Raw genomic sequence first — 14,306 nt, 5'->3', positions numbered from 1 at the left:
CATGAACCAGCGATTCGACCTCGGCGGCGTCATCGTCGCCACCACGCTCGCCTTCACGCCCGACGAGTCCGCGCCGGCCGGCCTGGCCGTCGACTACGACAAGTTCGCCGCGCACTGCGAGTTCCTCATCGACAACGGCTGCCGCGGCGTCGGCCCGAACGGGTCGCTCGGCGAGTACTCCTCGCTCACCGACGACGAGCGCCGCAAGGTGATCCAGACCGCCGTCAAGGCGGTGGACGGCCGCGGGCTGGTCGTCGCCGGCGTGCACGGCGTGGGCTCGCACCAGGCCAAGCACTGGGCCGAGCTCGCCGCGGAGGACGGCGCCGACGGCGTGCTGCTGCTGCCGCCCACGATCTACCGCGCCAACCGCTCCGAGGTGATCGCTCACTACGCCGCGGTCAACGAGGTCGGCCTGCCGATCATGATCTACAACAACCCGATCGATACCAAGGTCGACCTCACGCCCAGCATCCTGGCCGAGCTCGCCCAGCTCGAGAACGTCGTGGCCGTCAAGGAGTTCTCCGGCGACGTGCGCCGCGTGCTGGAGATCAAGGAGCTCGCCCCCGACCTCGACGTCATCGCCGGGGCCGACGACCTGCTGTTCGAGTCGCTCGTCGCGGGCGCCGTCGGCTGGTTCGCCGGCTACCCGAACGCGTTCCCGCGCGAGGCCGTCGAGATCTACACCCTGGTCACCGAGGGCAGGATCGACGAGGCCCGCGAGCTGTACCGCCACCTCGTGGCCGTGTTCCGCTGGGACTCGCGCACCGAGTTCGTCCAGGCCATCAAGCTCTCGATCGACATGGCCGGGCAGAGCTACGGTGGGCCCACCCGCCCGCCGCGCGGCCCGCTGTCCGCGGAGCACGAGGCACAGGTGCGCAAGGACACCGAGGCCGCGCTCAGCTACATCGCCTCGCGCTGACCCACCCGGCCCCCACGGAACGAGCACAGGAGCGACATGCGCAGCAGCAGGACCATCACCGCCGTCGACTCGCACACCGAGGGCATGCCCACCCGCGTCGTCACCGGCGGGGTGGGCCCCATCCCGGGCGAGACCATGAACGACCGGCGGCTGTACTTCATGGAGCACATGGACGAGCTGCGGCACTTCCTGATGAACGAGCCGCGGGGGCACGCCGCGATGAGCGGCGCCATCCTGCAGCCGCCCACCCGGCCCGACTGCGACTGGGGCGTCGTCTACATCGAGGTGTCCGGCTGCCTGCCCATGTGCGGCCACGGCACCATCGGTGTGGCCACCGTGCTCGTCGAGACGGGCATGGTCGACGTCGTCGAGCCGGTCACCGAGATCCGGCTCGACACGCCCGCCGGGCTGGTGGTGGCCAAGGTCGCCGTCAGCGACGGCCACGCCGACTCCGTGACCATCGAGAACGTGCCCAGCTTCGTCACGGCCCTCGACCAGACGGTCGAGGTGCCGGGCTACGGCACGGTGCCGTACTCCATGGCGTTCGGCGGCAACTTCTACGCGCTGGTCGACCTCGACGACCTGAAGCTCCCGTTCGACCGCGAGCGGCAGCAGGACCTGCTGTCCGCCGGGCTCGCGATCATGGACGCGATCAACGAGACGGCCATGCCCAAGCACCCGGAGCTCGACGGCGTCGAGGGCTGCCACCACGTCGAGCTGATCGCGCCCGGCTCGGACGCCACGCTGTCCCGGCACGCCATGGCCATCTACCCGGGCTGGTTCGACCGGTCGCCGTGCGGCACCGGCACGTCCGCCCGCATGGCCGAGCTCTGGGCGCGCGGCGAACTGGCGCTGGAGACCGACTTCGTCAACGAGTCGTTCATCGGCAGCCGGTTCGTCGGGCGCCTGGTGGGGGAGACCACGGTCGCGGGCCTGCCCGCCGTGCTGCCCACGATCACCGGCCGCGCCTGGGTGACCGGCACCGCCAACTACCTGCTCGACCCCAGCGACCCGTTCCCCACGGGTTTCGTCTTCTGACCCTGTCTTCTGATCCCGGCCTTTCCATGAGGAGCCCAGACATGACCGCCACCGCGGCGTCCGCACCCGACCGCACCGTCGACGACGTGGCCCGCACGGCCGCCGCGGCCTTCGCCGGGCTGGCCCAGGTCGCCCCCGCGACCCGGGCCGACGCCCTGCGCCGCGCCGCAGCGGCCCTCGGGGAGCACGCCGACGAGCTCGTGGCCACCGCCCAGGTCGAGACCGGCCTCGCCGAGGCCCGCCTGCGCGGCGAGCTCAAGCGCACCCAGGTGCAGCTGCGCCTGTTCGCGCACGTCGTGGCCGACGGCGCCTACCTCGACGTCCGCCTCGACGAGGCCGACCCCGACTTTGTGCTCGGCCCCCGCCCCGACCTGCGCCGGGCCCTGTGGCCCGTCGGCCCCGTGCTCAACTTCGCGGCCAGCAACTTCCCGTTCGCGTTCTCCGTGGCCGGCGGCGACACCGCCGCGGCACTCGCGGCGGGCTGCCCCGTGATCGTCAAGGGGCACCCGGGCCACCCGTGGCTGTCCGAGCGGACGGCGCAGATCGTGGCCGGTGCGCTCGTCGAGGCGGGCCTGCCCGAGGGCACGCTCCAGCTCGTCACGGACCAGGACGCCGGCGTGGCCCTGCTGGAGCACCCGTCCGTGCGGGCGGCCGCGTTCACCGGGTCGCAGCGGGTTGGCCAGCTCCTGGCGGCCCGGGCGGCCGCGCGGCCCGACCCGGTCCCGTTCTTCGGCGAGCTCGGCAGTGTCAACCCGGTGCTGGTCACGGCGGCGGCCCTGGAGGAGCGCGGGGACGCGCTGCTCGCGGGGTACGTCGCGAGCGTGTCCGGCTCCGCCGGGCAGCTCTGCACCAAGCCGGGCTTCCTGCTCGTCCCCGACGGCACGGCGTACGACGACGCCGTGGTCGCCGCCGCGGCCGACGTGCCCGAGCACCGGCTGCTCAACCCGTCGATCGCCGACGGCTACGAGCGGCGCGTCTCGGCGGTCCTGGGGGCCGACGGCGTCCGCGTGGTGCGCCCCGGCGGGTTCCGCCGGGACGCCGACGGCCAGGCCTGGGTGACGCCGACGTTCGTCTCGGTGTCGCTGGACGCGCTCCGGGGTGCCGGGGAGGCGGTGCTCGACGAGGTGTTCGGACCGTTCTCCGTGATCGTGGAGTACCCGCGCGGCACCGACCTGGCCGCCGTCGTCGGGGAGCTGTTCCCCGGCAACCTGACCCTCACGCTGCACCTCGGGGCGGGGGAGACGAGTGCGGACCAGGGCGCGCTCGTGTCGGCGCTGGGTGAGCACGCCGGGCGCGTGCTGCTGAGCGGCTGGCCCACGGGGGTCGCGGTGACCCCCGCGATGCAGCACGGCGGACCGTCGCCCGCGACGACGACGGACGGCACGTCGGTGGGCACGGCCGCGATCGGCCGGTTCCTGCGCGGCGTGACGTTCCAGGACGCCCCGCAGGAGCTGCTGCCGGCGCCGCTGCGCGACGACAACCCGTGGGACGTGCCGCGCACGGTCTCGCCGCGGGGCGCGTCCGCAGAGTGGTGAGCTGAGCGCGGCAGGCCGTTCGGCACTCGGCATCGAGATCGGCTCAGGCCTGAGCCGATCTCGATGCCAACTGCCGAGTCTGCGGGGCAAACTGCCGTACGGGTGCCGTTAGGGCGCCAGCCTGCGGGCCGCCTCCAGGAGGGCGCGCGTGCCCTGGGTCAGGGCGCGCAGGTCGTCCAGGGCGAGCTCGTCCAGCAGGTCGGGTGGCAGGTCGTCCTCGTGCGCGACGATGCGGCGGATCGCCTCGCTGCCCTTCTCGGTGCTGGTCACGCGGCGCACCCGGCCGTCGTCCGGGTCGGGGGTGCGGACCGTCATCCCGGCGGCGGTGAGCCGGTCGAGGATCCCGGACACGGTGGCGGCGGAGACGCCGAGCGCCTCGGCGAGCCGGTGCGGCGTCGAGTCGCGGTCCACCTGGACGAGCGCCAGGGCCCGGAGCTGCTGCACGGTCAGGTCGGTCTCCAGCAGCGGCCTGAGCCGGGAGGCGAAGAACTCCTCGCCGAGCCGGTGGTGCAGGGCGGCGAGCTCGGCGACGAGCTGCTCGCGGGTCTGGTCGGTCACGGGGTGACTTTAGTGCCCCGGTGCATCCGGGAGAACCGGAGTTGCGTGCCGGGAACCGCAGCAGGATCCTTTGCGTTAGGCAAAATACTGCGCCGACGGAGTCGTGGACCCCGGCGCGTATACCCCAGACCTGGAGGAAGTGTGTTTCGTCTTGCCCGGATGTCGCTCGCGAATCGTGCTCTCGTAGCACTCGCGACGATCGCCGTCTTCGTCGTCGGCATCTTCAGCATGGGGCAGCTCCGTCAGGAACTCATACCCTCCCTCAACGTGCCCGTCGTGGCGGTCACCGCGGTCTACCCGGGCACCTCGCCCGAGATCGTGTCCGACCGCGTCACCGACCCGGTCGAGACCGCGGTCCAGGGAATCGACGGCGTCACGGGCGTCACGTCGACCGTCGGCACGGGCATCTCGATGACCACGGTCGAGCTGGAGTACGGCACCGACATCGACGACGCCAGCCAGGAGATGACGTCGGCGATCGGTAACATCCAGGACCTGCCCGAGGACGTCGAGCCCGAGGTCATGGCCGGGTCGTTCGACGACCTGCCGGTGATCCAGCTCGCGGTCTCCGGTGACGGCACCGAGCAGGAGCTCACCGACACCATCGACTCCGTGCTCGTGCCCGAGCTGTCGGGCATCGCGCAGGTGCGCGACGTCACGGTGACCGGCACCACCGAGCGCCAGGTCGTGATCGACCCCGACGAGAAGAAGCTCGCCGCCGCCGGCCTCACGCCCGCCCAGCTCTCCTCCCTGCTGCAGGACAACGGCACGGTCATGCCGGTCGGCTCCGTCACCGAGGACGGCCGCACCAGCAGCGTCCAGGTGGGCACCACCGTCAGCACCGTCGAGGAGCTCGAGGACCTCCCGATCGTCCCGTCCGCGGGCGCGCCGGCCGGTGCGAGCGCCGGTGCCGGAGCCGACGCCGCCGCAGCAGCGGGCGCGGCAGGCGCTCCGGGTGCCACCGGCCAGACGCCGGAGGCCGAGGCCGGCCCGCCCGAGGTCGTCCACCTGGGCGACGTCGCGAAGGTGAGCGTCAAGGACGTCGACCCCACGTCGTTCTCGCGCCTGGACGGCGAGCCGTCCCTGGCCATCGCCATGACCAAGACGCCCGACGGCAACACCGTGGACGTCTCGCACGCCGTGCAGGACGTGCTGGCCGACGTCGAGGACGAGCTCGACGACGCCGGCGTGAGCACCGCCGTCACGTTCGACCAGGCGCCGTTCATCGAGGAGTCGATCGAGGGCCTGACCACCGAGGGCGGGCTGGGCCTGCTGTTCGCCGTGCTCGTGATCCTGGTGTTCCTGGCCTCGCTGCGGGCCACGCTGGTCTCGGCGATCTCGATCCCGCTGTCGCTGGCCGTCACGTTCGCGGCGATGAACCTGACCGGCTACACGCTGAACATCCTCACGCTCGCGGCCATGACCATCTCCATCGGGCGCATCGTGGACGACTCGATCGTCGTGATCGAGAACATCAAGCGGCACCTTTCCTACGGCGAGGACCGCGTGGACGCGATCGTCACCGCCGTCCGCGAGGTCGGCGCGGCCATCACCGCCTCGACGATCTGCACCATCGCGGTGTTCGCCCCGATCGCCCTGGTGGGCGGCATGGCGGGGGAGCTGTTCCAGCCGTTCGCCGTCACCGTGGCGATCGCCATGGGTGCCTCGCTGGTCGTCGCGCTGGTCGTGGTGCCGGTGCTCGCGTACTGGTTCATCAAGGTGCCGGTCTCGGCCGACGGCGGCGCCGCGATGCGCGAGGCCGCCGAGCTCAAGGAGCGCCGCGGCGTCTGGCAGCGCGCATACGTGCCGTCGCTGGCCGCCGCGCTGCGGCACCCGGCGGTCACGCTGACCGTCGCGATCGCGCTGCTGGGCGGCACGCTCGCGCTGGTGCCGCGCATGGAGACCAACTTCATCGGGGCGGCCGGGCAGGACACGCTGTCGGTCACCCAGGAGTTCGAGCCGGGCACGTCGCTGGAGAACCAGGACGCGGCCGCGAAGGAGGTCGAGGAGGTCCTCGCCGGCGTCGACGGCATCGAGACCGTGCAGACCACCGTCGGGTCGGGCGACGGCATGGCCGCCGCCTTCGGCATGGGCGGGGCGGGCGCCAGCGCGTCCTTCGCGATGACCCTGGCCGAGGACGCCGACGGCGAGGCGGTGCAGGACGACGTCCGCGACGCGATCGCCGCGGCCGACCTGGACGGCGAGGTCACCGTGGCCGCCGGCGACGCCGGGTTCTCCAGCACCACCGTGGACCTGGTGGTCACCGCGCCCGACGCCGACGACCTGGCCGACGCCGCGGGCACCGTCGAGGACGCCGTCACGGACCTCGACGGCGTCGAGAGCGTCACCAACAACCTCGCCGCCGAGCAGTCGACCGTGCAGGTGACGGTGGACCGGGATGCCGCGGCGGAGGCCGGGCTGACCGAGTCCGCGGTCTCGGGCCTGCTGGCCGGCGCGATGAACGAGTCGAGCATCGGCACCGTCGACCTGGACGGCACGAATCTCGACGTCGTGGTGGCGGGCGACGTGCCCGCCACGGCGGCCGAGATCAAGAAGGTCGACGTCCCGACCGCGGCGGGCATGGTGCCGCTGAGCGACCTGGTCACCGTCGAGGAGGTCTCGGCCCCGGCGTCGGTCACCCGCGTGGACGGGGAGCGCAGCGCCACGGTCGCGGTCACCCCGGCCGGGCAGGACCTGGGCACCCTGACGGTGGCCCTCACCGAGGAGATCGACGGCCTGGACCTGCCGGGTGGTGCGGACGTGACCATCGGCGGCGTGGCGTCCGACCAGGCCGACGCCTTCGCGGACCTGGGGCTGGCGCTGCTGGCGGCCATCCTCATCGTGTACCTGGTCATGGTCGCGACGTTCCGGAGCATCGGCCAGCCGCTGATCCTCCTGGTCTCCGTGCCCTTCGCGGCCACGGGTGCGCTGCTGGCGCTGCTGCTGACCGGCACGCCGCTCGACGTCGCCGCGCTGATCGGCGTGCTGATGCTGGTGGGCATCGTGGTCTCCAACGCGATCGTGCTGATCGACCTGATCAACCAGTACCGCGCCGAGGGGCGGCCGCTGGACGAGGCGGTTCGGGAGGGCTCACGCCAGCGCCTGCGGCCGATCGTGATGACGGCGGCGGCGACGATCCTGGCGCTGACCCCGATGGCGTTCGGCCTGACCGGCGGCGGCGCCTTCATCTCGCAGCCGCTGGCGCTCGTGGTGATCGGCGGGCTGGTGTCCTCCACGCTGCTGACCCTGTACGTGGTGCCCGTGATCTACACGCTGTTCGAGCGGCGCTCGGAGGGCAGCACGCCCAAGCGGGCCGCCCGGGCCGCGCGCAAGGCCGAGAAGGCGCAGGTCAAGGCCGCCGAGGCGGCGCAGGTCGCGCAGCGCCTGGCGGCAGACACGCGGTAGCCGGTCAGCCGAGGCGCCGTCCGGCCCGGTACGAACCTGCTTCGTACCGGGCCGGAGGTCTGCCCGAGCGCCCTACGCGGCCGTCGAGGCGGCGAACTGCGAGAAGAACTCGTCGATCTCGGCCTCGTCGTAGACCTGCCGCCCGAGTACCAGGGCCAGCTCGTCGCAGCAGTGCTCGGTGCAGTAGGAGCGCACCTCGGCGGCCTCGAACAGGTCCCATGAGGGCGCCAGGTTGGACAGCAGCCCGGCCCGGACGAACCCGGCCGCCGGCGCGAGGCTGTCGAAGAAGGCCCACCGGTCGCCGATGTCGACTGCCGCCCCGCGGAACACGCTCGTCTCGCCCTCCTCACGGGCCGGCGGGAGCGGCGTGTGGTCGACGACGGCGCAGTACTCGCCGTGCTCGGTGGTGGCCCGGACTCCGGGGTGGCTGCCGTAGTGCCGGCAGAGAGATGTCTCGTGGTCGCTGCCGACGGTCAGCTTGCCGTCCATCAGGCGTGCGGTGAATGCCTGCGCGAGCATTGCGGTCCTTACTTTCGAGATCCAGGTCGTGGTCACGACACAGTGCAGAGCGGACCAACTGGTCGAACCCGGCTTCGGCGGCAGCGTAACGACAAGTAGGGCAATTCGCCTGGGCAAGCGTTCAACTCACGGCGTCGCCGCGCGGTCGCGAAGCGCACACGACCGCGGGGCGCACGGTTGCCCGTGCGCCCCGCGGTTACCGCGGCGCCGTCGTCAGCTGTTCCAGGTGGAGACCTGGTACCGCTTGCCGTCGACCATGAAGGCGACCTCCGCCCCGTTGTACTTGCCGCTCATGAAGCACGAGAGCGTCCGGGTGCCGCTGGACCCGTTCATCGGGTACTTGGTGCTCCCCGCCCAGGTGTTCGAGTGCGGCGGGTGGATGTCGTGCCAGTACGTCGGGCTGTCCTGGTCGTACTTCTGCGTGTTGCCCGCCCAGCAGGCGGCCTGGTGGTTGCCCGAGTCGAAGCCCGACCAGTTCAGCACCCAGTTGCGGCAGTTCGCGCAGTCGCCGCTGTTGCCGCCGACGGTCACCCAGGCCTTCGGCGTCAGGCCTGCCGCCGAGTCGCACGCGCTGGCCTTGCTGCCCGTGGAGTCGGTCACCGTGACGCACGCCTTCTTGGACACCCCGGGGCCGGCCGTGGCCGACTTGGTGCCGCTCTTCGAGGTGCTGGAGATCGCGCCCGTCACGCTCACGGTGGTGGGCCGGCCGTTCTCGGCGCGCGCGTCCCAGGTGAACGTCACCTTGCCGCCCTCACCGGTGGCGGTGATCTTCGGCGTGGGCGGCGGGCCGTACGGCGTCACCGCGTTCGAGGCGGCCGACCAGTCCGAGCAGGAGTTGGCGTTGGCGTTGCACGCCCGCACCCGGAACGTGTACTCCGTGCCGTTGTTCAGCCCCTTGTACGTGTACGTGTTGTTGTTGCCCGCGCTCGGGTTGCCCTGGCCGTTGGCCGATACCTCGTAGCGTGCACCGGTGCCGCGGAACTCCGAGACCCGGCTCCAGCTCACGTCGGCCTGGCCGCTCGTCGTGGACCCGAGCTTGGCGGTCGGCTTGCCCGGGACGTCGGGGATGCCGAAGGGCACCACCTCGTTCGAGAACGGGCTCGCGTCGCCATGGCCGGCCTTGTTGATCGCCCGGACCCGGAACGTGTAGGTCGAGTCGGTCGACAGCTCCTGGACGGTCTGCGTCGTCCGGGTCGTGTCGATCGCCTTGACCAGCTCACCGCCCGTGTAGACCCCGAGCCAGTACTTGGAGATCGCGTCGCCGTTGTTGGCCGGCGCCGTCCACTTGACCGTGATCTGGCCGCCCACGGCGGTGTCCACCCGGCTGGCGTTGGGCGCCGCCGGTGCGGACGGGGGTGCGGCCGGGGTCTCCGGTGCGGACTGCTCGGACCACTCCGACGGCTCCGGCGCCTTGTTCTTGGCCTGGACCCGCACGGTGTAGGCCGTGCCGTTCTCCAGCCCGCTCCACGTGACGCTGCTCCCGGCCTGGCAGGTCTTCTGGGTCACGTTGTCCGCCGGAGCGGGACTGATCTCCAGGTTGACGCACTCGATCGGGGACCGGTCCGTGTACGCCTTGTTCTTCCAGGACACGGTCAGCTTCCTGTCGCCGAACTTGAGCGTCGGCGGCGCGGGCTGGTCCGGCTTCGCGTCCGGCCGGACCTCACGGGAGGCCGGGGACGGCGCCGAATCGCCCACCCCGTTGGTGGCGGTGACGGTGAACGTGTACTTCACGTTGTTCTTGAGCCCGTCGAACGTGCAGGTGGTCGTGGTGCAGGCGTGCTCCTGACCGTTCTGCGTCCGCAGGGTGTAGCCGGTGATGTCGGAGCCGTTGTTGTTGGGCTGGTCCCAGCTCAGCACCACGGTCTCGGAACGCACCTCCTCGACCCGCGGCGCGCGGGGCGCCTCGGGCTTGCCGAGCACGGTGAGCTTGGCGATGCCGTCGACCTCGCGGTCGGGGTCGCCGGTCGCGTCCTGCACGCGGTAGCGCACCGTCATGACGCCGGTGAAGTCGTCCGCGGGCGTGACGATCACCTCGGAGTCGTTGAATTTCACGTCGCCCTGGCCCGTCTCCTTGTCCGCGCCGACCACCTTGAGCGGCTTGTCGGGGAACGGGTTGGTGTCGTTGGCCAGCACCGGGATCGTGGTGGCCTTGCCCTGGTGGGCGTCCAGCACCACGTCCTGCGCCGTCTTGGCGAGCTGCCTGGTCGACGGCACCACCTGGACGGTCAGCACCGTCTCGACCGCCGGGTTCTTGCCGTCCGAGACCGTCATCGGCAGCTCGCGGAAGGTCCCCTTGGGCACCGAGGCATCGACCTCGCCGGTCACGACCGCGCCCGACACCGTGGTGGTGACGCCGTCGGCGCCCTTGACGTCGAAGGTCAGGGGGTCCTTGTCGGGGTCCGTGACGTACCGCGACAGGTCGACGTCGGCCTCCTCGGCCGCAGCGACCTTCAGCACGGGCCGCCCGGTGATCTTGGGCGGCATGTTCTTGGACGGCGTCACGTCGATCGGCAGCGTGAGCACCGCCGTCAGGCCGTCGGTGTCGTCCGGGCCGTCGCCGTCGGTCACCTCGAAGCTGACCGACGCCGCGCCGGCGTAGTCCCGCGCCGAGGTGTACACGATCGTGTCGTGGTCCTCCACGTCGGCCTTGCCCTCCAGCGCCTTGACCGTCCTCTCCTCGGTGATCCGCGGCTCGCGACCGTCGCGCACCACCACGTAGTCCGCCAGGTCGATGGTCAGCGGCTCGCCGGAGAATGCCTTGAGCGGCTCCAGGCCCGGCTTCACGTGCGGCCGTGCGAGGTCGCCCGGCACACGCACGAACGCCTTGGCCTCCAGGCCGTCCATGTCCTTGACCGTGTACGTGATGACCTGCGGGTCCTGCGTCAGCTCGACCTTGATGCCGTTCTCCTCGGTAAGGGTCACGCCCTCCAGACCCGGGTCCACGGACACCTCGAGGTCGGCGGCCACGCCGTCCGGGTCGACGTCGTTGGCGAGCACGTCGACCGTCACGCTGGTCGAGCCCTCCACGTCGTCGACCGTCACGACGTCGTCGTGGGCGATCGGCCGCAGCAGAGGCGCGTTCTGGTCCACGTTCAGCGTGATCGCGCCGCTGGCCTTGGCCTTGAAGGCGTCCTGGATGCCGTAGTAGAAGGAGTAGGCGCCCTCGTCGTCGGGGGCGGTGACCACGACGTCGTCCTCCACCGCCTCGGGCTCCAGGTCGCCGGTGCCCTCGAAGCCGTCGCCCACCAGCGAGATCTGGTCACCGTCCGGGTCCGAGTCGTTCTCCAGGGCCGGGACGGCGACCGTGCGGCCGGGCCGCACCGTCGTCACGTCGTCGATCGCCTGCGGTTCCTGGTTCGACGCCGGCGGCACCGCGATGCCCACCCGCACGACGCCCTCGGCGGGCGCGCCGCGGGTGTCGACGACCTGGTAGGTGAACGTGTCCAGACCTGTCGAGTCCTTGCCCGCCTGGTAGTCGATGAACCCGTCCACGATCGTGGCGGTGCCCTGCGTGGGCGCGGCCGAGATGCTGCTCAACGTCACGTGGTCGCCGTCGGGGTCGGTCCCGTCCAGCGGCAGCGGGATGCGCACGACGCCCTGGCCGAGCACGCGTGCCTCGATGTCGGGCAGCTGCGGGGCGGAGTTCTCCGGCGCGTCGAGCACGTTGATGGTGATCTGGGCGGAGTCCTTCTGCCCGTTGGCGTCCGTCACCTCGTAGACCGCGTGGTACGTCCCCGCCTCCTGGGCGGCGCGGAACCGCACCGTGTCCTCGGAGACGAAGGCCTCGCCGGCCTCGGCCGGCGGCGACTCCTGCAGCTTGTCCGTCAGCGTCAGCTCCAGGCCGTCCGGGTGCGTGTCGTTCTTCAGCACCGGGATGGTCACCACGTCGCCCACGTGCACGGTGGCCTCGTCCGGGCCTGCCTCCGGCGGGCGCAGCTGGGCCGGCGTCGGGATCGGGACCACGCGGACCTGGCCCGTGGCCGTGCTGGTGCCGTTGGCCACCGTGTAGGTGAGGGTCACCGGCCCCTCCAGGCGCTTGACCTCGGAGATCTTGAGGATCTGGTGGTTCAGTACCGACACGCTCACGGGAGCGTTCCCGGGCACGTCGACGCCCTGGACCACGAGCACGCCGCCCGCGGGGTCGGTGTCGTTCGCCAGCACGTCCACCAGCGCGGTACCGCCGGCCGGGAGCAGCAGCTGGTCCGAGACGGCGATCGGCGCACCGGCCTCCTCGGGCGGTTCGACGACGTCGACGCGCACCAGGCCCATGGTCGGCTCGGGGCCGTCGGTGATCTGGTAGGTCACGTCGTACGAGCCGGGGGTCTCCGACTCGAACTTGAACGTCTCGGCCGTCGAGTTGGTCGTGATCGTCGCGCCCCGCTTGTCGTCGACCCGGGTCAGCCGGATGTCGTCGCCGTTGGGGTCGAAGTCGTTGGCCAGCGGGTCCACCGTGACCGGCGCGCCCGCCAGGACCGTCACGTGGTCCTGCACGGCGACCGGCGGCACGTTGGAGGCGACCACCTTGATGATCAGGCTGCCCTGGTATGCCTGGCCCATCGCGTCGGAGACCTGCACCTCGACGACCTTGCTGCCCGTCACGGTGCCACCGTCGCGGAACTCGATGGTGCCGTCCGGCCGGAACCGCACCTCGTCCAGCGGGTCGGCCGTGCTCGCGTTCGACAGGAACATGTCGTCGCCGTCGGGGTCCGTGAAGTAGGGCAGCACCTTGATGGTGCCCATGCTGCCCTGGCCCACGACGAGCACCGGCTTGCCCGGTTGCTCGGGCGGGTTGTTCTCCTCCAGCGGCACCACGTCGACCTTGACGGAACCCTCGTCGACACCGCCGCGGCCGTCGTCCACCCGGTAGGTGAACGTGGTGGTGCCGGTCGCGTCGTCGGGCACGTCGGCCTGCAGGGCCGCGCCGTCGAGCACGCGGTTCACCGTGACGTCGCCCTCGACCTCGCCCACCACCTCCGCCGTCATGACGTCGCCGTCCAGGTCGGAGTCGTTGCCCAGCACGTTCAGCACGGTGGTGCGGCCCGGCCGCACGCCGAACGTGTCGTCCTCGGCGACCGGCGCGCGGTTGGGCTTGTTCCGGTCGGCCACGGCCTGGTCGACCTGCTCCGGGGTCGCCTGCTCCGACTCGGTCTTCTCGCCCTTGGCGTTGTCGGGCATCGTCTGGTCCCAGTCGTCGACCTTCTCGAACTCCTCTGCGGCCATCCACAGGGAGCCCTTCGCGACGTCGTTCAGGACGATGATGTTGCGGTTGACGCGGTAGACCAGGCTCGCGGTGGGGTCGACGCCCTCGAGGACCTCGTTCACGTTGTCGTCGGCGTCCCCGCACTCGCGGATGACCTGGCCGCCGGACCAGGCGCCGTAGAGGCACCCGCCGAGCTGCACCGGGGCGGACGGCTGGCCGCCGGTCCCGCCCGCGAAGTTGTGCTTGACCGGGTCGCCTCCACCGAGCGGCACGGTGACCAGGTTCCCGGGGGTCGCCACCGCCACCTCGTCGGCCTCGCCGGAGGGCTGCTGCAGCATGCCCTGCGAACCGCTCTCGATCCGCACGGAGTCGCCGCCGGGCAGCACCAGGTTCCCGGTCGACTGGTCCAGCACCACCGGCTCGTCGCCCACGGCCGAGACCTGCAGCTTCGCATCGGGGCCCAGGGCGATCGACGTCTCGTCGGCGTCCTGGGCGACGCCCTGCGTGCTGGTCGGGACGGTGTAGAGCTTGCCGTCGGCGGGCACGGCCAGGAACACGGTGCCCTCGCGGCCCACCGCGAGGGTGCCGCCCTTGCCCACCTTCAGCGTCGGCCTGGTCTCCTTCTCGTCGAAGACGGCCGAGTCGAACGGCAGGACCCACGCCCGGCCCGTCTCGCCGTCGTAGACAGCGGTGGTGGCGGCGCCCGACGCGACCTGCGCACCCGCGGGGAACTTCATCGTCCCGTCCAGGACCAGCTGCGCCGGGTTGACCGGGCTCGCGGAGAAGTCGCTCACGCTGTCCAGGAGCACGCGCTGTGCGTCCTGCTGCACGTCGAAGCTCGCCGAGTTCGCGACCAGGACGCCGTCCAGCGCCTTCGCCTCGTAGTTGAACCGGCCGAGCTGGCCCTCGGCGGTCTGGGTCACCCAGACCCCGCTGTCGTTCAGGTCCAGCTCCGCCGTCGTCTCGCCGTCGTACCAGAGCGCGAGCCCCAGCAGACCCGCACCGAAGAGCGACACCACACCCGCCGAAACTACCGACCTGCGATTCTCAAATACGCGTGAGGCAAAGCTCATGCGTCCTCCCGATCATCACTCCACAAAGAAAAGCCCGCCCGGACATCCAACACAGGCGC

General features: G+C 71.5%; 7 protein-coding genes. 4 read left to right on the top strand and 3 right to left on the bottom strand.

The genetic code is table 11. The features are described from left to right. The first annotated feature begins 1 nt into the window (after window position 1). Genes ACH47X_RS04690 through ACH47X_RS04680 form a run of 3 tightly spaced genes read left to right on the top strand, consistent with a single transcriptional unit; the run spans window position 2 to window position 3,492 of the window. Window positions 2–919, top strand: a complete 918-nt coding sequence (locus tag ACH47X_RS04690; RefSeq protein ID WP_397401878.1) for a dihydrodipicolinate synthase family protein — start codon at window positions 2–4, stop codon at window positions 917–919. A gap of 36 nt (window positions 920–955) precedes the next feature. After that, window positions 956–1,957 (top strand): proline racemase family protein, encoded by a 1,002-nt coding sequence (locus ACH47X_RS04685; RefSeq protein WP_036963387.1) that lies wholly within the window; start codon window positions 956–958, stop codon window positions 1,955–1,957. Window positions 1,958–1,998: 41 nt separating this feature from the next. After that, on the top strand, window positions 1,999–3,492 hold the full coding sequence (locus ACH47X_RS04680) for an aldehyde dehydrogenase family protein (protein ID WP_397401875.1): 1,494 nt from the start codon (window positions 1,999–2,001) through the stop codon (window positions 3,490–3,492). Window positions 3,493–3,600: 108 nt separating this feature from the next. On the opposite strand, the gene ACH47X_RS04675 is transcribed toward ACH47X_RS04680, so the two are convergent. After that, window positions 3,601–4,050, bottom strand: a complete 450-nt coding sequence (locus ACH47X_RS04675) for a MarR family winged helix-turn-helix transcriptional regulator (RefSeq protein WP_036965530.1) — start codon at window positions 4,048–4,050, stop codon at window positions 3,601–3,603. Window positions 4,051–4,209: 159 nt separating this feature from the next. Between ACH47X_RS04675 and ACH47X_RS04670 the strand changes: the two genes are divergently transcribed. Further along, the gene (locus ACH47X_RS04670; protein WP_397401873.1) at window positions 4,210–7,455 is read left to right on the top strand and encodes an efflux RND transporter permease subunit; all 3,246 of its coding nucleotides are present in this window, start codon (window positions 4,210–4,212) and stop codon (window positions 7,453–7,455) included. 72 nt (window positions 7,456–7,527) lie between these two features. On the opposite strand, the gene ACH47X_RS04665 is transcribed toward ACH47X_RS04670, so the two are convergent. Continuing rightward, entirely contained in the window at window positions 7,528–7,974 is a 447-nt protein-coding gene (locus ACH47X_RS04665; protein WP_397401871.1) for a hypothetical protein, read from the bottom strand. Between the two features lie 213 nt (window positions 7,975–8,187). After that, window positions 8,188–14,193 carry an Ig-like domain-containing protein gene (locus ACH47X_RS04660; RefSeq protein WP_397401869.1) on the bottom strand — a complete coding sequence of 2,002 codons (6,006 nt, stop codon included), beginning with the start codon at window positions 14,191–14,193 and terminating at the stop codon, window positions 8,188–8,190. Window positions 14,194–14,306: the final 113 nt, after the last annotated feature.

The organism is Promicromonospora kroppenstedtii (genome assembly GCF_044389675.1).
Lineage (GTDB): Bacteria > Actinomycetota > Actinomycetes > Actinomycetales > Cellulomonadaceae > Promicromonospora > Promicromonospora kroppenstedtii.
Note: the sequence above shows the minus strand (reverse complement) of the source record. Positions and strands in the feature narration are given on the sequence as shown.